Origin of the sequence: Streptococcus sp. SR1 (assembly GCF_000526075.1) — a bacterium.
Lineage (GTDB): Bacteria > Bacillota > Bacilli > Lactobacillales > Streptococcaceae > Streptococcus > Streptococcus halitosis.
On sequence record NZ_JATR01000028.1, the window covers coordinates 1 to 20,994 of the forward strand.

Consider the following 20,994-nt stretch of genomic DNA (forward strand, 5'->3'; position numbering starts at 1 on the left):
GGTCAAGCCTGCTGGGTCAGGTTGAGCTGGCTTTTCAGGCTGAGCAGGTTTCTCAGGTTGAGCAGGTTTTTCAGGCTGAGCAGGCTTTTCCGGTTGCGCCGGTTTCTCAGGCTGAGCAGGCTTTTCGGGCTCAGCAGGCTTTTCCGGTTGAGTAGGTTTCTCAGGTTGAACTGGTTTTTCAGGTTGAGCAGGTTTCTCAGGCTGAGCTGCTTCGAGCTTGCTGATTTGTTCGAGAGCAGTTTCTAGCGCTTGATTGACTGCTTCCTGAGTTTTAGCTTCTTGGATTGCAGCAATGGCTTGGTCAGCAATTGCTAACAATTGCTTCTTAGCTTCCTTGTTGGATCCAAGTTCAGCGACTTTTTTCTCGATAGCTTTCGTCAAGCTGTCCATAGCCTTATCGTACTCAATTTCCGGTTGTTTTGGTTCGGCTGGTTGCTCAGGCTGGTCAGGTTTCTCAGGTTCTTCTGGCTGTTCCGGTTGCTCTGGACTAGGCTCCTCTTGGCCTCTTTGATAGTTCTCATCCTTGGATAGGATATCTTGTAGGGCACTGACTGTCAACATGACTTCTTGAACATCCACTGCATCAGCACTGAGTTGGTTTCTCAATTTTTCTAGATTTGCTTGGAAAGCTTGGCGTGCAGTGGCCGTATTTTTCAAGCCTGCTGGGTCAAAGTTGGACAGATCGTCTTTCCATTTAGAGATAGACTGGATGATATCTGCCTTGCTGTAGAGTTCGCTACCTTCGCCACGAGTGATAAATTGGTCCACTTGAATACCGATATTTTGAGACAAATCGTTTCGATCAGGATCTAGTTGAAGGGTAACTGCGTGCAAGTTTTCGTCCAGACCTTTTAGGCTAACCAGAGTTTGATTGCCTTGGCGTTGGGCTGCACGACCACTAAAGTATTTCTTACCATCAATAGTTGAAGCATTTCCCATGCCCTCTTGGTAAGGAACTTCTTTGCCATCTAGGAAGACTTTGTAGATACCATGATTTGGATCGACATAGCCCTTGATATCAAGTCCAGTACCGTAGAAGTAGGCTGTGACAGTTGTCTTTTTCTTTTGCTCATCAGTTAAGCGACCAAAGGAAGCCCAAGACTCCGTTTTTTGGTACTTGTCTGCCGAATTAGTTTCATGGTTCCAGCCAGGACTGTAATCCAACTGACTAGCTTGGTCATCGTAACTTGTTTGATCCTTGATCAGCAATTCAGCTTTCATCACTTGGATGGTTGCATCGGTAGCGAAACCGAGCAGGGCACCATCAGTGACAGAAGTGAGCTTAGCTTTGAAGTCAAAGACAGAGTCGGCTTGTTCTGTAAAGTCAATCGTTGGGATGGTCACAGTCTTTTCTGTTTCTCCGTCTTTAAAGGTCACATCTTGAGTTGTATCTTGGTAAACTTTACCGTGAACTCCAGTTCCAGGTTCCGTGATGAAGCGCACAGTAGCAGTCCCCTTGCTTCCACCAACACGTTTAATCTTAACAGTGACTGGTTTTCCTTTTTCGACTTCGTAGTTGGTAGACTCGAGTTCAAACATTCCTTTACTATCATTGTTTAGGGTGTAGATTCCTTCTGTAGCAATTGGTTCGCCTGTTTTGTTTACAAGAGTAATAGTGTGTTGACCTGGTGCTAAATCGCCTGTCTCAAAGACTTTTTGGCTACGTTTACGGCTAGCATTCTTAGTTTGCACATCTGCAACCTTTTGACCATCAACGTAGACGGACATTTCTCCATGACCTGGATCGACCGTAGAGACGACATAGGCCTTGGTTCCTGTGAAGGTATAGCTTACTTTGGCATCTTTTTGATTGGTCCACATAGAAGTGCCACGAACACCTTCAGATTCATTGTACCAAGTTGTTCCGGCTGTATCTGCCGTTGTGTTTGAGTGGTATTCCAGTCCAAGAGGGTAGCCATCTGTCTTTTCAATGCTGCTTGGTGTCTTGTAGACTGAGAAGTTGGTCAAGATAGGAGTTGCTTGAGCACCGGTGATGGTTACACGGATTTTTTGTGTCTCTACAGGTTTTCCTTGAACCAAGCGACGGTAACCAACGGTCGAACCTTCGCCGTAAGTCACCCAACGTCCGTTGATTTCGACTTCAATCTTGAAACCAGAGATACGTTGCCCTTTGGCGATGTCTTCCTTGAGTTCAACGACGTCAAAGCGTCTCTTTTGCCCCAAATCGACTGTAAAGCTACCGGTTGTGGCATCATTTGAGAGGGCCCAGCTGGTGTCATCTTTACCGTCTGTGAGGTGGCTTTCTTTGTAAAGGTGGTTTTGACGAGTAGAACTTGCTGTTACGGTGGCACCTTTGGCAAAGTCAGTCGCATACATTTGGTCTAGAGTTGCTTTGAATTCCTTCAAGCGAGCCACATCTGTATCTGCGAATTTTCCTTCTTTATTTGGTGGAATATTGAGAAGGAGTGGCGTTCCACGACCAACAGACTTGAAGTAGATGTCCATCAGCTCTTTGAGTGATTTTGGCTGTTGGTTGTCATGATAGAACCAGCCCGAACGGATCGAAACGTCAGCTTCCCCTACAGAGTACATATCACCATCAGGGTCACCATGGTTGAGGTATTCGTTTTTCACATCGTCTGTGATGTTGGCCCTTTTGACTTTATGCCAGACAGGGTCACCTGCGATACCTCGTTCATTTCCGATCCAGCGAACGCTTGTTGGTTGAGCAGAGAAGATAGCGATATCTCCTTCGGCTTCTTTGATGTATTTGAACCATTCATCAAAGGTATAGGTTACTTTTTGGGCACCGCTACCACGCGCACCGTCCATCCAAACCTCGATAAATTTCCCTTTGTTACCGTATTTCGGATTACCAAGGATTTCTTTCAGTTGGTTGAGATAGTATTGGTTGTATTCCTTTTCGGTTGCAACATGGTATTTTGGATGATTGGCATCCCATGGTGATAGGTAAACACCCATGTTCATGTCGTACTTGCTAGCAGACTTGGAAACTTCTTCGAGAAGGTCACCCTTTCCATCTTTCCATGGGCTAGCAGCTACGGTATGGTTGGTGTATTTAGATGGGTAAGCAACGAATCCGTCGTGGTGTTTAACAACCATAATGGTTCGTTTGAAGCCCGTTTCCTTCAGAGTGCGAATCCACTGGTCAGTATCCAAGTTGGTTGGATTGAAGTATCGAGGGTCTTCTTTCCCATTTCCCCATTCAGAATTGGTATAGGTGTTCATTCCGTAGTGGATGAAGGCTGCCAATTCTTCCTTGTGGTAATCAAGTTGAGCCTTGCTTGGAAGAGGTCCATGGTTGCCAATCTCAGTTTCCTTATCTTCTGGATGAGCGACTGGTGGAGTCGGTGTCGTTGGATTGGCTGTATTAGCGATTGGCTCGTATTCAAAGACGACCTCATTCACCCCTTTTTGCTGGATAGTTGCTTCCAAACTAGCTTTTACTGGACGGAAACCAGTAATGCCTTTTGCATGGAAAGTGTTGACAAAGGAAACATCATACTCTTGGCCGTCATTGTTATCAACTGTCGCTTCCGCTAGTTCAGTAGTGGTTCCTTTTTGACGGTAGTAAACTTTGAAGGAGCCTTTGTTGACTTTATAGATCACCTTGATAACACGTGTACCGGCAGGCGCTTTGCTGACAACATTGTGATCTTCAGCCCAAGTATCTTTTAGCTGTTTATTGACTGCTACGCCATCAATGGATACAATTTCGTATTTGTCTTTATTCTTCTGATAGAAGTCCGTTTTCTCGATTTCTTTTTTGAAATTATAATCAAATGGCGAATCAACAGCTGTCTGTTCGATAAAGGTGTCATTATCTTTGACAGGATTTCCTTCTTCGTCTTCGTGTTGGATAACCACACGACCGTACTCAACTCCCTTGGTCAAGGTAGCAATACCATCTTGGTTAAAGGAATATTCGTTGCTTCCGATCACAGCTTTCTCATTCCGAAGCATACGTCCTTCATCGGTAAAGTAGTAACGATTTCCGTTATCACCTTGGTACCAGCCTTTCACACCATACTTGGCAATCATGTCCTTCACCCATTTCAGTTGTTCAGGTGAAAGGACGAGTCCGCCACCAAAGCGATCCTTTTCAGCGACACCATTGTCAACGGTTCCGTGTTGGTGAACACCCAGAACTTTTCCTTGGCTGTCTACAATTCCGCCACCAGACAAACCAGATACAGAAGTGGTTTTATAGGTAATACCGGTTGTTCCCTTATCATCATAGGACTCAACAGATCGGATGGTCCCATCTGCCTTGTAAAGCTGACCGGCTAGGATAGGTTGTTTCAGTTCTTTTGAGCTCGAGTCAGTTGGGTAACCAATCGTACTGATGGCTTCTCCCGGCTGATGCGTCTTGTGCTCCGCTAAAGGCGCAAAGGTTGCTGCTTTGTTTGGACTAGCAATTGGAAGAGGAATAGGAGCTTCTACAAGAGCAAGGTCGTTCTTATAGCCTTTTCCAAACTCTTTCTTATTCCAGAAATGGATGTCCTTTTCTCTGAATAAAACCGTAGTTCCAGAAGATGGTAGTGAGTTTTTCTTTTCGCTGTTTGAACCAACGTTATAGTAGAACTGGGCAGATTTTCCACCACGAATGTGACCTTCGCCAGTTTCTTTATTGGCCTCTAGGAAGTTATGAGCAACGGTAAGAATCAAATTAGGTGCAACAAAGATACCAGATCCTGAAACGAGGTAGCGTTGCTCCCCTGCGTTGTAAGTGCTGTAAACCATAGTAGCAGCAGTAGCAGGTTGTCCCTCATAGTTGATGTGTTTGAGGTCTTGTCCACCGTTAATGATGGCACGGTTTCCGTTCTCAGTTTCTTTTGGAACTTCTTCCTTGTCCTTTAGAATGCTCTTAGTTTCTACTTTTGGACTAGCTTTCTGGTCAACGATAGTAGTTGTATCGAGTTCTTTGACAGGTGTGTCTGGATAGGCACGGTCCTGAATGTCTTCAGGGAGCAAGTCAGCACTGTTGGTATCGGCAGCAGGTGTTTCTTGTTTTTCAGCTTCTACACGGTCTTCTTCTTTGACTGGTTCAGCCTTGGTCTCTTCTATATCTGCTACTTGTTTCATTTGCTGATCTAAATTGGATGTCGTGGCAGGAGACATTTCGTCTGCACGCACGGTTCCAGAAGCAAAAAATGCCAGTCCCACGATAACAGAGGCCACACCTACAGTCAACTTCCGAATGCTAAATGTTTGCCCTTTTTCAAAAAGGTATCGATTCATAATATACTCCTAGTTTTTAGAAAGGCAGTCAGCTACTGCCCAAGCCCAAGTCTGACTTGGTTACAACTTGATTTAATGAAAAAACTCTCTGATAATTTGTAAGCCACCTTACCTCCTGTTTATAAAGCGCTTTCATTTTAAGATAAAAAAATTTAAAAGGTCATTTCTCCCTTAAAATGACTGAAAACTTTTAATATAACAAATATACTAAATTAATAAAAGAATTGCAATAGCGAAAAAGCAAAAAATAAGTATAAATTAAAGAAAATCAGTTACTTTTTAAAGAAAAAAAGCATCCTTTCAAGTCTCAAACTAAATGAAAGGACACGTTTTAAAAAGAAATTAGAGGATCTTTTGGAGAGGCTCTTGAATAGTTTTGGGGTCTGTTTTGGAGGAGAAGCGCTCAAGGACTTGCCCATCTCGACCAATGAGAAATTTAGCAAAATTCCATTCGATTCGTTTTCCTAGCGGGCCAGACTTCTGGTCTTTTAGCCAAACATAAAGAGGATCTGCTTCCTTGCCGTTGACCTTGATCTTGGCAAAGCGAGGAAAAGTGGTCTGGTAGTGTAGACTGCAGAAGCTATTGATTTCCTCTGCGCTGCCGGGTGCTTGTCCCATAAACTGATTGCAAGGGAAATCTAGGATTTCAAAGCCCTGATCTTGATAGCGTTCATAGAGTTCTTGAAGTCCCTGGTACTGGGGCGTTAAACCACATCCTGTAGCAGTGTTGACAATCAAGAGAACCTTGCCACGATAGCCCTCCAGGGGAGTTGCTTGGTTGTTTTGGTTCAAAACGGAAAAATCATATATACTGGTCATGAGGGCCTCTTTTCTTTTTCTACATTGTAACAGTTTTTACCCTTTTCGTCGAGTCGGATGGAAGAAGTTGTTGAAAAATAGGCCCCTGATATGATAGAAATCGTTTACAAATAACTTTTAAAATGGTATGATTTAATTAAACCGGTTTACTTAGCTGCTATAAATCTCTAATTTGAGATTTAGTTCCTATTGATTTTACAATATGTTTATTGGAGTGTATACATGCAAACAAAAACAAAGAAACTCATTGTGAGTTTGTCTTCACTTGTTTTATCAGGATTTTTATTAAACCATTATATGACAGTTGGAGCGGAAGAAACGACTACGAATACCATTCAGCAAAGCCAGAAGGAAGTTCAGTATCAGCAAAGGGATGCCAAGAATTTAGTTGAAAATGGTGATTTTAGTCAGACGGAGAACGGAAGCAGTCCTTGGACAGGAAGCAAAGCCCAGGGGTGGTCAGCTTGGGTAGACCAGAAGAATAGTTCTTCAGGTGCCTCAACTCGAGTCATTGAAGCCAAGGATGGGGCTGTCACTATCTCAAGTTCTGAGAAACTAAGGGCAGTGATTCACCGTATGGTCCCTATTGAAGCTAAGAAAAAGTATAAACTGCGTTTCAAGATTAAAACAGATAATAAAGTCGGGATTGCCAAGGTTCGTATCATTGAGGAAAGTGGTAAGGACAAGCAATTGTGGAATTCTGCAACGACGTCAGGAACAAAGGACTGGCAGACTATTGAAGCAGACTATAGCCCGACTTTAGATGTTGATAAAGTCAAGCTGGAGTTATTCTATGAAACGGGAACAGGGACTGTTTCCTTTAAGGATATTGAGCTGGTAGAGGTAGCAGACCAGCCTTCTGAGGATTCTCAAACAGATAAACAGCTTGAGGAAAAGATTGATTTACCAATTGGGAAAAAACATGTTTTTGCTCTTGCGGACTATACTTATAAGGTAGAAAATCCTGACGTTGCTTCAGTCAAAAATGGACTTTTAGAACCTCTTAAGGAAGGGACAACCAATGTCATTGTCAGTAAAGATGGTAAGGAAGTGAAAAAGATTCCTTTGAAGATTCTAGCCTCTGTTAAGGATGCATACACAGACCGTTTGGATGACTGGAATGGCATCATCGCTGGGAATCAATACTATGATTCTAAAAATGAACAGATGGCCAAGTTAAATCAGGAGCTGGAAGGAAAGGTAGCTGATAGCCTATCCAGTATTTCAAGTCAGGCGGACCGCACCTATTTGTGGGAAAAATTTTCAAATTATAAAACGTCTGCGAATCTGACTGCCACTTATCGGAAATTAGAGGAGATGGCCAAGCAAGTGACCAATCCTTCTTCTCGTTATTATCAAGATGAAACCGTCATTCGAACAGTCAGGGATTCCATGGAATGGATGCATAAACATGTCTACAATAGTGAAGAGAGCATTGTTGGGAACTGGTGGGATTATGAAATCGGTACACCTCGTGCCATCAACAACACTTTGTCTCTGATGAAAGAATACTTCTCAGATGAGGAAATAAAAAAATATACAGATGTGATTGAAAAATTTGTGCCAGATCCCGAACATTTCCGAAAGACGACTGATAACCCATTTAAGGCTCTAGGTGGAAACTTAGTGGATATGGGAAGGGTAAAAGTGATAGCTGGTTTACTGCGCAAGGATGACCAAGAAATTTCTTCTACCATTCGTTCGATTGAGCAAGTGTTCAAGTTGGTAGACCAAGGTGAAGGTTTTTATCAGGATGGATCTTATATCGACCACACCAATGTTGCCTATACGGGTGCTTATGGGAATGTCTTGATTGATGGCCTTTCTCAACTGTTGCCAGTCATTCAAAAGACCAAGAGTCCAATTGATAAAGATAAAATGCAAACCATGTACCACTGGATTGATAAATCGTTTGCTCCTTTGCTGGTGAATGGAGAGCTGATGGATATGAGTCGTGGACGCTCTATCAGTCGTGCTAATAGCGAGGGGCATGTGGCCGCGGTAGAAGTACTGAGAGGGATTCATCGGATAGCGGATATGTCTGAAGGAGAAACCAAACAACGTTTGCAGAGCCTTGTAAAGACCATTGTTCAATCGGATAGTTATTATGATGTCTTTAAGAATTTGAAAACTTATAAGGATATCAGTTTGATGCAATCCTTGTTAAGCGATGCAGGAGTCGCAAGTGTTCCAAGAACAAGTTACCTATCTGCCTTTAATAAGATGGATAAAACAGCCATGTACAATGCAGAGAAAGGGTTTGGATTTGGCTTGTCACTCTTTTCCAGTCGTACTTTGAATTACGAACACATGAACAAGGAAAACAAACGTGGTTGGTATACGAGTGATGGGATGTTCTATCTTTACAATGGCGATTTAAGTCACTATAGCGATGGCTACTGGCCAACAGTCAATCCCTATAAGATGCCTGGTACGACAGAGACGGACGCTAAGAGATCGGATAGCGATACAGGTAAAGTTCTACCGTCTGCTTTCGTTGGAACGAGCAAACTAGATGAGGCCAATGCGACAGCAACCATGGATTTCACTAACTGGAATCAAACATTGACTGCTCATAAGAGCTGGTTTATGCTGAAGGATAAGATCGCCTTTTTAGGAAGCAATATCCAAAACACTTCAAAAGATACTGCTGTAACTACAATTGACCAGAGAAAACTGGAATCAAGTAATCCATATAAAGTCTATGTCAATGATAAAGAAGCCTCCCTCACAGAACAAGAAAAGGATTATCCTGAAACCCAAAGTGTCTTTTTAGAATCGTCCGATTCGAAAAAGAATATTGGTTACTTTTTCTTTAAGAAGAGTTCAATCAGTATGAGTAAGGCTGTCCAAAAGGGAGCATGGAAGGATATTAATGAAGGACAGTCAGACAAGGAAGTTGAAAATGAATTTCTTACGATTAGTCAGGCTCATAAGCAAAAAGGAGATTCTTATGGCTATATGCTCATCCCTAACGTGGATCGTGCCACCTTCAATCAAATGGTAAAAGAGTTAGAAAGTAGCCTCATCGAAAATAACGAAACCCTTCAGTCTGTTTATGATGCCAAACAAGGAGTTTGGGGCATTGTGAAATATGATGATTCTGTCTCTACTATTTCCAACCAATTCCAAGTCTTGAAACGTGGAGTCTATACCATTCGAAAAGAAGGGGATAACTATAAGGTTGCCTACTATAATCCTGAAACCCAGGAATCAGCGCCAGATCAGGAAGTCTTTAAAAAGCTAGAACAAGCAGCTCAACCACAAACTCAGGATTCAAAAGAAAAGGAAAAATCTGAAGAAGAAAAGAACCATTCGGATCAAAAGAATCTCCCTCAGACAGGAGAAGGTCAGTCAATCTTAGCAAGTCTAGGGCTCTTGCTACTTGGGGCAGTTTATCTGTTCCGCAGAGGAAAGAACAACTGATATGCTCATCATCTAGATGAATCACATGAAACTGTGGAAAATAGAAAAAATCCGAAGAAGGCCAAATATCTTCGGATTTTTCACTTCATTTTATCTGAGTGTAACATACTGTTGGGCAATCTCACTGATGCGGTCAAAGTCGCCTTGGGAAGCGAGTTTATTGAGTTCGCCACCAATTCCAACGGCGTCTGCACCAGCAGCGAACCATTGAGGGATGTTGTTTAGGCCGACTCCTCCGGTTACCATTACGGAAACTTGTGGGATCGGCGCCTTGACTGCAGAGATATATGATGGACTGAGAGCACTACCTGGGAAGAGTTTGATGATTTCACTACCGGCTTCAAGTGCAGTCGTTATCTCTGTGAGGGTAATACAGCCTGGAATGTACGGTGTGCTGTAGAGATTGCACATTTTTGCAGTTTCAGCATGGAAAGATGGAGAAACAACGTAATTTGCTCCGGCTAGAATGGCATCTCTAGCGGTTACGGCATCAAGCACAGTACCTGCACCGATACAAACACTTTGATCGTCCTGATACAAGTCTACAAGTTCCTTGATGATTTGCCCTGCATACTGATTGGTATAGGCGATTTCAATTGCCTTGATACCGCCCTTGATACAAGCAATCGAGGCTTGTAGTCCCTCTTCCTTTGTATTTCCTCGAATAACAGCGACAATTTTTTGTTTTTTTAGTTCAATAATCGTATCTGATTTGGTCATGTAATTCTCCTAACGAATGATATCTTGTGTATTTGCCAGTAATTTTTCAATACTAGCTGCCGAAGTGGAGAGGTGGTCTCCTGGGAGAGTGCATTTGAGAGTGGCACTGGCAACTGCAAAGTCAATGGTAGTTTTTAGGGAGGAATGATGGAGTAGTTGGTAAAGGGCACCAGATATAAAGGCATCCCCGCTACCAACTCGTTGATAGACTGCAGTTTTTAGTTGGACAGACTCTTCAAATCGTTCTCCCAGAGCATAGGCCTGATAGACATTTTTGTCTTGCTCATCACTAGAGCGGAGGGTATGGAAAATGGCCTTGAAACCATAGGTTTCTTTTAAAAGTCGCATGCGATTTTCCACCTCTTTTAGGCTGGCACTGTCTCTTGGAAACATCTCTAGATTTTGTTCATCAATCATGAGAGGATCAATACCAAAGCAATAATCAGCGAAACGAGCAAACTTAGAAAATTCATACTTAGCTTCTAGGACTGAAATCATCTTTGTTCTCAGATTGAGATCCATTGAAATGATAATCCCTCGGCGCTTGGCTTCTTCCAAGAGTAGGAGAAGGAGCGTACGGACCTCTTGACCGATAGCTACGGTGATTCCACTGAAATGAAAATGGCTAATCCCCTGAAAGAGAGAATCCATATCTAGCATGTTTGGGCGAATCTGGCTGATACTCGTATGTTTGCGGTCGTAGAAAACTTCACTTTGACGACAACCAAAGCCGTTCTCCAAATAGTAGAGGCCGATTCGATCGCCAAGCCGATAGATTGAACTGGTATCGATTTGGTGCTGTTTCAAGAATGTAATAAAACGATCTCCAATCTCGTTGGCAGGGAGTGCGGTAAAGACTTTCGTTGAGATACCCAGGGCTTGCAAATTACAAGCGATATTAATTTCTGATCCGCCAAAATAAGTCGAACTGGCAACATGATCGCCGATACTGGTGGCATCTAATGGTGAGATTCGAATTAATGGTTCGCCAAACAGTAAGATTTTCATCATCCATTAGTTCCTTTCTGGTTTAGAATAGCTTTACTTGGCTAATACTTCTTTCAAATAAGCAGCGACTTCATCATCTTGGCAGTTTTCAAAGAAGTATTCTTGGAAGTATTTGCCAGAGATGGTGTCTTTGAGGAAGTCTTGGTCGATTGTTTTAAGGATGGTTATCAAATCATTGTGGGTGATTTGTTTCACCTCGTTTAAGATACGAGCGTTGCGTTGTTCAGGGATTACACGTTCTCTTGGGTAGCCACCGCCCATTTCTTCAGCAAATAAGCGTTCAAACATCAATTTGAGGGTCAATTCTGCCCCCCAACCAAATCCTTTGGCATAAGGGATAGACAAGGCGTTACCACCATTGATTTGAGAATAAAGGTAAGCGTCAGTTGGGTCCACTGCTAGACCACAGACAACACCAGGGAAGCTGTTTAAAGCAAGCATAGCTCCTACACCCGTACCACAGCCGGTAACAACAAAGTCGACTGCTTTTGTATTTAAAAGGATGGCAGCCATTAAGCCGTTTTGTACGTATGTTAATGGGTTTTCACCTTCTTCTCCACGCATACCATAGTTAAATAATTGGTAGCCTTTTTTATCTGTTGCTTCTTTCAGACTATCGTAAATAATGTGATTCTTGCTAGCTTGACTATTTTCATTGATTAATGCGATTTTCATAAGATCTTCTTTCTATTTTTACTCAGGTTGTTTTCCGATGTAGGCTAAGATACCGCCATCTACATATAGGATGTGGCCATTGACAAAATTGCTGGCATCACTAGCGAGAAAGACAGCAGGGCCCATCAAATCTTCAGGATTTCCCCAACGTGCAGCAGGTGTTTTTGCAATGATGAACTGGTCAAATGGGTGGCGAGAACCATCTTCTTGCAACTCACGAAGAGGTGCTGTTTGAGGAGTGGCAATATAACCCGGTCCAATTCCGTTACATTGGATATTGGCTCCACCGTATTCAGATGCAATGTTGCGGGTCAACATTTTCAAGCCCCCTTTAGCGGCAGCATAAGCGCTAACTGTTTCACGTCCCAGTTCGCTCATCATCGAACAAATATTGATAATCTTTCCATGCCCTTTCTTTATCATAGAAGGAATAACTGCCTTTGAAACGATAAATGGTGCGTTTAAGTCAATATCGATGACCTTACGGAAATCAGCGGCGCTCATTTCGCACATTGGAACTCGGCGGATAATACCAGCATTATTAACGAGGATGTCAATGACACCAACCTCTTGTTCGATTTGCTTGACCATGGCTTGGATACCGTTCTCGTCTGTCACGTCACAGACATATCCATAGGCTTCGATGCCAACTTCACGATAAGCTTCAATCCCTTTATTGACCAGGTCTTGATTGATATCGTTAAAGACAATAGTAGCGCCGGCCTCAGCGTAGGATTTGGCAATAGCAAATCCAATTCCATAAGAAGCGCCGGTGATGAGAGCAATTTTTCCTTTTAAAGAAAACTGCTCAATTGAGAATGATGTATTTGTCATTTGATACTTCCTTTCAAATTTGTTAAGACTTCTCTATAACCAAATTATATTCTAGTAAACCGGTTTTGTCAATAATTAAATATTTTTATTTCCAAAAATCTTTGTTTCCCTAAAAAAACGGAAGATTTTGAAATTCCTGTCTATTATAATGGTTAAATAAGCAATGAAAGCGCTAATATTTTTTTAAAAAAACTATTGACAAGATAAAAATAAAGGGTTACAATGGGAAATGTAAAGTAAACCGGTAAACTCAAACAAGAAAGGAGAAAAGATGAAAATTGTACTTGTAGGGCATGGACATTTTGCCACAGGGATTTATAGTTCTTTACAATTGATTGCAGGCAATCAAGAAAATGTGGAGGCGATTGACTTTGTGGAAGGAATGTCAGCAGATGAACTCAAGCAAAAAATCTTACTTGCAATTTCAAATGAAGAAGAAGTTTTAATCCTAAGTGACCTCTTGGGAGGATCGCCATTCAAGGTTTCTTCTACTATAATGGGAGAAAATCCAGCTAAAATAATGAATGTTCTCTCGGGTTTGAACTTAGCCATGTTAATGGAAGCAGTCTTTGCTAGAATGGCTCATAGCTTTGATGAGGTTGTTAATAAATCAGTAGCGGCGGCCCAGAGCGGAGTCGTAAATGGTAAAGAATTGTTTTCAACGGATGCAGAGGCAGAGGAAGAAGATTTCGAATCGGGTATTTAAAGGGTAAAAGAATGATAAAAAAGGTTACGATTGAAGAAATAAAATCGCCTGAGCGCTTCTTAGAAGTACCACTTCTGACGAAAGAAGAAGTCGACCAGGCAATTGATAAGGTTATTCGGCAGTTAGAACTCAACCTTGACTATTTCAAGGAAGATTTCCCGACGCCAGCTACCTTTAATAATGTCTATCCAATCATGGATAACACGGAATGGACCAATGGTTTCTGGACAGGAGAACTGTGGTTGGCTTATGAATACAGTCAACAGGATGCATTTAAAAACATCGCTCATAAAAATGTTCTTTCTTTCCTGGATCGTATCAATAAGAGAGTAGAATTGGACCACCATGATCTCGGTTTCTTATACACACCGTCTTGTATGGCTGAATATAAGATAAATGGAAATGGAGAGGCTAGAGAAGCGGCCTTGAAAGCTACAGATAAGTTGATTGAACGCTATCAAGAAAAAGGTGGCTTTATTCAAGCTTGGGGAGACTTGGGCAAGAAAGAGCATTACCGTTTGATTATCGATTGCTTGCTCAACATCCAGCTCTTGTTCTTTGCTTATCAAGAAACTGGCGATCAAAAATACTACGATATTGCAGAAAGTCATTTCTATGCTTCAGCTAATAATGTAATCCGTGATGACGCTTCGTCCTTCCATACCTTCTATTTTGATCCTGAGACAGGCCAACCCCTTAAAGGTGTAACGAGACAAGGGTATAGTGATGATTCATGCTGGGCACGTGGTCAATCATGGGGAGTCTATGGTATTCCTTTGACTTATCGTCACCTGAAAGACGAGTCCTGCTTTGACTTGTTTAAGGGTGTAACCAATTATTTCTTGAATCGTCTGCCAAAAGATCATGTTTCTTATTGGGATTTGATTTTTAATGATGGTAGTGATCAATCACGAGATTCTTCAGCAACAGCTATCGCCGTCTGTGGGATTCATGAAATGCTAAAACATCTCCCAGAGGTGGATGCTGACAAAGATATTTATAAACATGCTATGCATGCCATGCTTCGTTCCTTGATCGAACATTATGCAAATGATCAATTTACCCCTGGTGGGACAAGTCTCCTCCACGGTGTGTACTCATGGCATTCAGGTAAAGGAGTGGACGAAGGCAATATCTGGGGTGACTACTATTACCTAGAAGCCCTTATCCGTTTCTACAAAGACTGGAACCTATATTGGTAGGAGGAGAAATATGACAACGCCAAATATTATTATGACCCGTATCGATGAACGGTTGATTCATGGGCAAGGACAACTTTGGGTAAAATACTTAGGTTGTAATACGGTCATTGTTGCCAATGACGAAGTGAGCACGGACAAGATGCAACAAACTCTGATGAAAACAGTTGTGCCAGACTCAGTTGCCATGCGTTTCTTCCCTTTGCAAAAGGTGATTGATATCATTCACAAGGCTAATCCTGCGCAAACAATTTTTATCGTTGTAAAGGATGTGGAGGACGCTTTAACCTTGGTAGAAGGTGGTGTCCCTATCAAAGAAATCAATATTGGGAACATTCACAATGCCCCTGGTAAAGAGCAAGTGACACGCTCCATCTTCCTGGGTGAAGAGGACAAGGCAGCCCTCAAGGAATTGAACCAAACTTATCAAGTAACATTTAATACGAAAACAACTCCAACAGGAAATGATGGGGCTGTTGAAGTCAACATTCTGGACTATATTTAAAAGAGGAGATCGTTATGTCGATTAATGTATTTCAAGCGATTTTAATTGGATTATGGACAGCTTTCTGTTTTAGTGGGATGCTATTAGGAATTTACACCAATAGATGTATTGTTCTGTCATTTGGTGTCGGAATTATTCTAGGTGATTTGCCTACTGCTCTTGCAATGGGAGCTATTGGTGAATTGGCTTATATGGGATTCGGTGTTGGTGCTGGAGGTACTGTTCCACCAAACCCAATCGGACCTGGTATCTTTGGTACCTTGATGGCTATCACTAGTGCTGGTAAAGTCAGTCCAGAAGCGGCTCTTGCCCTCTCTACTCCGATTGCTGTGGCGATTCAATTCTTACAAACTTTCGCCTACACTGTACGTGCTGGGGCGCCTGAAACAGCGATGAAGCACTTGAAAAACCATAATTTGAAGAAATTCAAGTTCACTCTAAATGCAACAATTTGGTTGTTTGCTTTTATTGGATTTACCTTGGGTTGCTTGGGTGCCCTTTCAATGGATACCTTGTTGAAACTCGTAGACTACATTCCACCGGTATTGCTTACAGGTTTGACAGTTGCTGGTAAAATGCTCCCAGCTATCGGTTTTGCAATGATCTTGTCAGTGATGGCTAAGAAAGAGTTGATTCCATTTGTCTTGTTGGGATATGTTTGTGCAGCTTATCTAAACATCCCAACAATTGGTATTGCAATTGTAGGTACTATCTTTGCTTTGATTGAATTTTATAACAAGCCAAAAACAGCGGATCATGCGGTAGAGGAGGAAGCACACGATGACTGGATCTAACAAATTAACAAAACGTGATTATCTTAAAACGTCTTTGCGGGCATTCTTTTTACAAAATGGATTTAACTATAGTAACTATCAAGGGTTGGGATATGCCAATGTAATGTATCCTGCTTTGAAAAAACACTATGGAGAGGATCAGGAAGGTTTCTACCAAGCCTTGGAAGAAAACTGTGAATTCTATAATACCAACCCACACTTCCTACCTTTTATTACCAGCTTACACCTTGTAATGTTGGAAAATGGCCGACCAGCAAAAGAAACACGTAGCATCAAGATGGCCTTGATGGGACCATTGGCAGGTATTGGGGATTCTCTTTCTCAATTCTGTTTAGCTCCATTGTTCTCAACCATCGCAGCTTCGTTTGCTCAAGAAGGCTTGGTTGTCGGTCCAATCTTGTTCTTCCTTGCGATGAATACGATTTTGACAGCGATTAAATTGTCAACTGGTCTGTATGGATACAAACTAGGAACAACTGTGATTGATAAACTAAGCGAACAGATGGCAACGATTTCTCGTATTGCCAATATTATCGGTGTAACCGTAATTGCTGGTTTGGCAGCGACATCTGTTAAGATTATGGTGCCGATAACCTTTGCTGCAGGGGAAGTTAAAGCAGACGCTAAACAAAGTATTGTCAGTATTCAGGGAATGCTTGATAAGGTTGCTCCAGCTCTTCTACCAGCCCTATTTACACTTTTAGTTTACTACTTGATCAAAGAAAAGAAATGGACAACATATAAACTCGTTATTTTAACAGTTATCATCGGAATTATCGGAAGCTGGCTTAAGATTCTAGCTTAATGGATACGACATTGTTTTATGGGATAGTGATTGTCTTGGCAGTGAGCCCCCTTTTACTGTCAAGCTTTCATTCTATTCGTCAGCAAAAGTTGCTTCGCAAACAGATGGAGCAACGACAAGAGTATTTAGCTTCTTTAACATCTGGTGATGAAGTGTTGTTGTTGTCTGGAATTCATGGAAAAATCATTTCTATCAAAGATGACTTGATCTCTTTGCAGATTGCAAAAGGAGTCGTCATCTATGTAGAAAAGGAAAGTGTAATGGGAAAGACAAAAGAACTGCTTTTTAAGTAGTTCTTTTTCTGGTAATAGATAATGAAAGAAGAAAGAAGACAATTTTTTGAAAGAGTCGATGGGAACTAATGTCGTGACTATATCTTGTCTCACTGTTCAAAAGACTATGAGAAGGTCAAGCGTTCTCTTGAGCGCTTGATGGACAATCGTTTTATATTTGATAGTCCCTGGGATATGGAACCTTGTTCAAAAATCCATCAAATCCAGCCGATGGTGTGGAATCAAGTATTTGAAGATGATCCAGAATGGGCTTATATGCTCAATCGACAAGAATATCTCTTGCAGTTTATGATAGGGTATCTGGTAGAAGGAGATAAGGGCTATATTCAAAAGTGCAAGTTCTTTCTATTTGATTGGATTGAGCAAGTGAGAGAATTTTCTCCTCCATCTTTGATGACTAGAACCTTGGATATGGGCATTCGTTCCTTTACTTGGTTGAAACTACTCTTGCTCCTCTTGAAATTTGACTTGCTAGAAGAGGAAGAACTAGAGAAAATTTTGGTCAGTCTAGAAAAGCAGATTGACTTTATGAAAAGCCACTATCGTGCCAAGTACACTCTTAGTAACTGGGGGATTTTACAAACGATTCCGATACTTGCAATCTACCATTTCTTTTCAGATAAGATTGACCTAGAAGAAGCTTACCGTTTTGCTTCAAAGGAGTTGAAACAGCAAATTGAGACGCAGATTTTAGAGGATGGAAGCCAGTTTGAACAGTCGATTCTCTATCATGTAGAGGTTTATAAAGCCTTGCTAGACTTGTGTATATTGCTTCCAGACTTGCAAGATAGCTTTCAAGAGTTGCTGGAAAAGATGGCGACTTACATTCAAATGATGACAGGCTTGGATGGACGGACCTTGGCTTTTGGTGATAGTGATTCTACAGAAACGGCAGAGATTTTGAGTCTGTCTGCTGTGGTTTTGAACAAGGAAGACCTTCTTAACGGTCTGGAACTTAAAGCCGATTTGGTTAGTCTCTTGTTCCTGGGGCGAGAAAAGGTCAAGCAACTGCAGGAATTTGAAAAGAGAGATTGGCAGCCTAAGTTCAGGATCTTTGAAGACTCTGGGCATGTCTGCATTAAGGATGAACATCGTTATCTATTTTTCAAAAACGGCCCGCTGGGAAGTTCCCATAGCCATAGTGATGAGAATAGTTTTTGCTTACAGTATCAAGGTCAACCGATTTTCATAGATGCGGGGCGTTATTCTTATCGGGAGATAGATGAACGTTATCTCTTAAAGAGTGCCTGGAGTCATTCGACCTGTATGGTAGATGGGAAAGCTCCAGAAAGGATCGTGGGATCCTGGGAATATGAATACTATCCTCACTCCCTATTTTGTCACCACAAAGAAAGAGAGGGAGTGCATTATATTGAAGGGGCTTATTTGTCAGCAGAACCTGATTTGCCCTATCTTCATAGGAGAAAAATCCTCATGTTGGCAGAGGATGTCTGGCTCTTGGTAGATGATATCAGGTGTCAAGGTCAGCATGAGGCGTTGACTCAGTTTATCCTTGACAAGGATGTGACCTATCAAGATGGGAAAATCAATCAGTTGAAACTATGGAGTGAAGTTGATTTTGATTTAGAAGCTACCATTATTTCTCCTAAATACAATGAGCTTGAAAAAAGTAGCAAACTCACCAAACACCAATTCTTTGAGAATCAGATGCTGGATTATACTATCATTGCGCATGAGAGTTTTGAAATCATCCTTCATTCTGTCTACCAGACAGATGGTCGTGAAGTGGAAAATGCTCTGGCTTTTGAAGTGAAAAATGACGAAACAGACAAGCTGATTTTGTTATTAAGCGAGGATATTTGTGTAGGTGAAAAATTATGCCTCGTTGACGGAACAAAAATGCGTGGGAAATGTCTAGTATATGATAAAATAAATGAGAGAATGATTCGCTTGCAGTGCTAGAAATAGGCATTTTGAATGGTGAATATGTTATACTAAGTATTAGTAGGAGGTGTTTTAGATTGGAGAAGAAACTGACCATAAAAGACATTGCAGAAATGGCTCAGACCTCGAAAACAACCGTGTCATTTTACCTAAACGGGAAATATGAAAAAATGTCCCGAGAGACACGTGAAAAGATTGAAAAAGTTATTCATGAAACAAATTACAAACCGAGCATTGTTGCGCGTAGCTTAAACTCCAAACGAACAAAATTAATTGGTGTTTTGATCGGTGATATTACCAACAGTTTCTCAAACCAAATTGTCAAGGGAATTGAGGATATCGCCAGCCAGAATGGCTACCAGGTAATGATAGGAAATAGTAATTACAGCCAAGAGAGTGAGGACCGGTATATTGAAAGCATGCTTCTCTTGGGAGTAGACGGCTTTATTATTCAGCCGACCTCTAATTTCCGAAAATATTCTCGTATCATCGATGAGAAAAAGAAGAAAATGGTCTTTTTTGATAGTCAGCTCTATGAACACCGGACTAGCTGGGTCAAAACCAATAACTATGATGCCGTTTATGACATGACCCAGTCCTGTATCGAAAAAGGTTATGAGCATTTTCTCTTGATTACAGCGGATACGAGTCGCTTGAGTACTCGGATTGAGCGGGCAAGTGGTTTTGTGGATGCTTTAACAGATGCTAATATGCGCCACGCCAGTCTAACCATTGAAGATAAGCATACGAATTTGGAACAAATTAAGGAATTTTTACAAAAAGAAATCAATCCCGATGAAAAAACTCTGGTATTTGTTCCTAACTGTTGGGCCCTACCTCTAGTCTTTACCGTTATCAAAGAGTTGAATTATAACTTGCCACAAGTTGGGTTGATTGGTTTTGACAATACGGAGTGGACTTGCTTTTCTTCTCCAAGTGTTTCGACGTTGGTTCAGCCCGCCTTTGAAGAAGGACAACAGGCTACAAAGATTTTGATTGACCAGATTGAAGGCCGCAATCAAGAAGAAAGGCAACAAGTCTTGGATTGTAGTGTGAGTTGGAAAGAGTCGACTTTCTAAGATGAAAGGGAAATGACTTGCAACCTCTGTTAAGAAATAAAAGAATCCCATCTAGTATGAGCTGGATGGGGTTGTTTGCCTATAAAATGAGAAATTAGCGAATCTTTGTCTATTTTTTAACGTGTTCCGATAAAAAGGTATAGGTCATGGTTCCAAAGATGGCACCAATTCCCAAACCCAAGACTAGTAAAGGGAGCATTTTATCGAACTGGGAGAGATTGTCCCAAAAGGTATCTAAGGGAAGATGCTGAACAAAGAGTTTGTGAAAGGCTGATAAGACAAACAAGCCAATTGGAATACTGATGAATACACCCCAACTACGAACGTTGATTTGGCTTTTGCTGTAGCTTTTGTGATGGATTTCGGACGGGCCATCCTTGTCTAAATGTAAGTCGCGAACTGCTAGTCTCGCCCTAGATGAGAGGACGAAGATAAGTCCAAAATAGAGGTAAGGCATGGCCTCTCGAACCAACTCTATGAAGCGTCCAAATAGGAGATAGAACAAGAAGAGTAGGAGGGAGGAGTAAACGATTTGGATCAAGGCACGGGCACAAGCCCTGTAGATTATCTCTTGGCGGCATTCATCAAAGGGGCCTTGTATGTGAAAGAATAGTTTGAGTAAGCGAGTGGTGAAATCTTCTTTTTTCATGGGAGTAACCTCCTAAATGAGCAATTTTTGATTGATTTCTTTAAAGAGTTGATAGAGAGTATAGAAGTAAACCAAACTAAAAATGATACAGATTATTAGAAATACCAGGTATCTCCAATCCATAGGATTTGTTAAAAGTTGCGGAAAGGATATAAGGAGGAAGAAGAGGGCGGCGTTGAGGACAGGTACCCGTTTTGATTGCATTTTCTCAAGTCCTTTATTGAGCGCAGGAAGAAAGAGGAGTAAGAGTATTAAAACTGTATGAGAAACAGCTCCTGAAACAAGGGCGAAGGAAAGGAAAATACTGATAAAAACATGACTGATCAGTAGTCTAGCTAGTGATTTCATAAGGCA

The 20,994-nt window shown here is 41.6% G+C and carries 17 protein-coding genes; 9 read left to right on the forward strand and 8 right to left on the reverse strand.

Annotation, left to right across the window (positions count from 1 at the left end; translation table 11 throughout):
- Positions 1-5,223 (reverse strand): alpha-L-fucosidase (locus HMPREF1518_RS09955; RefSeq protein WP_033585814.1); only part of this gene is annotated, 5,223 nt, incomplete at its 3' end.
- A 342-nt stretch (positions 5,224-5,565) separates the two neighbouring features.
- The gene (locus HMPREF1518_RS09960; protein WP_033585815.1) at positions 5,566-6,042 is read right to left on the reverse strand and encodes a glutathione peroxidase; all 477 of its coding nucleotides are present in this window, start codon (positions 6,040-6,042) and stop codon (positions 5,566-5,568) included.
- A gap of 222 nt (positions 6,043-6,264) precedes the next feature.
- Between HMPREF1518_RS09960 and HMPREF1518_RS09965 the strand changes: the two genes are divergently transcribed.
- Complete coding sequence (locus HMPREF1518_RS09965; protein WP_033585816.1) at positions 6,265-9,468, forward strand: LPXTG-anchored hyaluronate lyase; 3,204 nt, start codon at positions 6,265-6,267, stop codon at positions 9,466-9,468.
- A gap of 90 nt (positions 9,469-9,558) precedes the next feature.
- On the opposite strand, the gene HMPREF1518_RS09970 is transcribed toward HMPREF1518_RS09965, so the two are convergent.
- Genes HMPREF1518_RS09970 through HMPREF1518_RS09985 form a run of 4 tightly spaced genes read right to left on the reverse strand, consistent with a single transcriptional unit; the run spans position 9,559 to position 12,705 of the window.
- On the reverse strand, positions 9,559-10,188 hold the full coding sequence (locus HMPREF1518_RS09970; RefSeq protein ID WP_000167290.1) for a bifunctional 4-hydroxy-2-oxoglutarate aldolase/2-dehydro-3-deoxy-phosphogluconate aldolase: 630 nt from the start codon (positions 10,186-10,188) through the stop codon (positions 9,559-9,561).
- Positions 10,189-10,197: 9 nt separating this feature from the next.
- Positions 10,198-11,199: a sugar kinase gene (locus HMPREF1518_RS09975; RefSeq protein ID WP_033585817.1), complete on the reverse strand. Its 1,002-nt coding sequence runs from the start codon at positions 11,197-11,199 to the stop codon at positions 10,198-10,200.
- A 30-nt stretch (positions 11,200-11,229) separates the two neighbouring features.
- Positions 11,230-11,871 (reverse strand): RpiB/LacA/LacB family sugar-phosphate isomerase, encoded by a 642-nt coding sequence (locus HMPREF1518_RS09980; protein ID WP_000684780.1) that lies wholly within the window; start codon positions 11,869-11,871, stop codon positions 11,230-11,232.
- Positions 11,872-11,889: 18 nt separating this feature from the next.
- Complete coding sequence (locus HMPREF1518_RS09985) at positions 11,890-12,705, reverse strand: gluconate 5-dehydrogenase (protein ID WP_033585818.1); 816 nt, start codon at positions 12,703-12,705, stop codon at positions 11,890-11,892.
- 271 nt (positions 12,706-12,976) lie between these two features.
- Here HMPREF1518_RS09985 and HMPREF1518_RS09990 point away from each other — a divergent pair, with 271 nt between their 5' ends.
- The 8 genes from HMPREF1518_RS09990 (at position 12,977) to HMPREF1518_RS10025 (ending at position 19,991) form a co-directional block, all read left to right on the forward strand.
- Complete coding sequence (locus tag HMPREF1518_RS09990) at positions 12,977-13,411, forward strand: PTS sugar transporter subunit IIA (protein ID WP_033585819.1); 435 nt, start codon at positions 12,977-12,979, stop codon at positions 13,409-13,411.
- 11 nt (positions 13,412-13,422) lie between these two features.
- The gene (locus tag HMPREF1518_RS09995; protein ID WP_033585820.1) at positions 13,423-14,613 is read left to right on the forward strand and encodes a glycoside hydrolase family 88 protein; all 1,191 of its coding nucleotides are present in this window, start codon (positions 13,423-13,425) and stop codon (positions 14,611-14,613) included.
- A 10-nt stretch (positions 14,614-14,623) separates the two neighbouring features.
- Entirely contained in the window at positions 14,624-15,115 is a 492-nt protein-coding gene (locus HMPREF1518_RS10000) for a PTS sugar transporter subunit IIB (RefSeq protein ID WP_033585821.1), read from the forward strand.
- 14 nt (positions 15,116-15,129) lie between these two features.
- On the forward strand, positions 15,130-15,909 hold the full coding sequence (locus HMPREF1518_RS10005; protein WP_033585822.1) for a PTS mannose/fructose/sorbose/N-acetylgalactosamine transporter subunit IIC: 780 nt from the start codon (positions 15,130-15,132) through the stop codon (positions 15,907-15,909).
- Positions 15,896-16,714 carry a PTS system mannose/fructose/sorbose family transporter subunit IID gene (locus HMPREF1518_RS10010; protein WP_000148025.1) on the forward strand — a complete coding sequence of 273 codons (819 nt, stop codon included), beginning with the start codon at positions 15,896-15,898 and terminating at the stop codon, positions 16,712-16,714. Before HMPREF1518_RS10005 ends, HMPREF1518_RS10010 begins: the two co-directional genes overlap by 14 nt.
- The gene (gene yajC, locus HMPREF1518_RS10015) at positions 16,714-17,007 is read left to right on the forward strand and encodes a preprotein translocase subunit YajC (RefSeq protein WP_000381736.1); all 294 of its coding nucleotides are present in this window, start codon (positions 16,714-16,716) and stop codon (positions 17,005-17,007) included. Before HMPREF1518_RS10010 ends, yajC begins: the two co-directional genes overlap by 1 nt.
- 81 nt (positions 17,008-17,088) lie before the next feature.
- Positions 17,089-18,930: an alginate lyase family protein gene (locus HMPREF1518_RS10020; RefSeq protein WP_231458954.1), complete on the forward strand. Its 1,842-nt coding sequence runs from the start codon at positions 17,089-17,091 to the stop codon at positions 18,928-18,930.
- 59 nt (positions 18,931-18,989) lie between these two features.
- Positions 18,990-19,991: a LacI family DNA-binding transcriptional regulator gene (locus tag HMPREF1518_RS10025; protein WP_000412460.1), complete on the forward strand. Its 1,002-nt coding sequence runs from the start codon at positions 18,990-18,992 to the stop codon at positions 19,989-19,991.
- 109 nt (positions 19,992-20,100) lie between these two features.
- Here HMPREF1518_RS10025 and HMPREF1518_RS10030 read toward each other — a convergent pair whose 3' ends face one another.
- Both HMPREF1518_RS10030 and HMPREF1518_RS10035 read right to left on the reverse strand, forming a co-directional pair.
- On the reverse strand, positions 20,101-20,640 hold the full coding sequence (locus HMPREF1518_RS10030; RefSeq protein ID WP_033585824.1) for a DUF3278 domain-containing protein: 540 nt from the start codon (positions 20,638-20,640) through the stop codon (positions 20,101-20,103).
- 12 nt (positions 20,641-20,652) lie between these two features.
- Complete coding sequence (locus HMPREF1518_RS10035; RefSeq protein ID WP_033585825.1) at positions 20,653-20,988, reverse strand: hypothetical protein; 336 nt, start codon at positions 20,986-20,988, stop codon at positions 20,653-20,655.
- Positions 20,989-20,994 lie beyond the last annotated feature (6 nt).